This window comes from Pseudomonas sp. HMSC063H08, from assembly GCF_001813645.1.
Classification (GTDB): domain Bacteria; phylum Pseudomonadota; class Gammaproteobacteria; order Pseudomonadales; family Pseudomonadaceae; genus Pseudomonas; species Pseudomonas aeruginosa.
Window position 1 is genome coordinate 1 of sequence record NZ_KV813444.1, and the last position, 344, is coordinate 344.

General features: G+C 64.0%; 1 protein-coding gene. It reads left to right on the plus strand.

Translation table 11 applies throughout. The annotated features are described in order from the left end of the window. A partial coding sequence (locus tag HMPREF2924_RS15385; protein ID WP_168172958.1) for a TraC family protein occupies positions 1 to 344 on the plus strand: 344 nt, incomplete at both ends.

Below are 344 nucleotides of genomic sequence, written 5' to 3' on the forward strand. Positions count from 1 at the left end.
CGAGGACAACAGCGGCGCGTGCGGATGGTCGTGTACCGCCGGATCCGCAATGCGGATGCGCAGATTCGCGGACAGGACCCGGCGGCGTACCTGAAATCCATCTGCGAGCGTATCCAAGGCGGCCTGGCGAACGCCGGCATCGTCGCTTCGCGCATGGGCGGACAGGAGATCAGGAACTGGTTGATCCGCTGGTTCAACCCGCACCCGGATCACCTCGGCCAGGCCGAGGCGGACCTACGTCGCTTCTACGAACTGGTATGCCGTCCGGACGAACCGATCCTGCAGGATGAATTGCCACTGGCCGACGGCACTGACTTCTCCCAGAACCTGTTCTATCGGCAGCC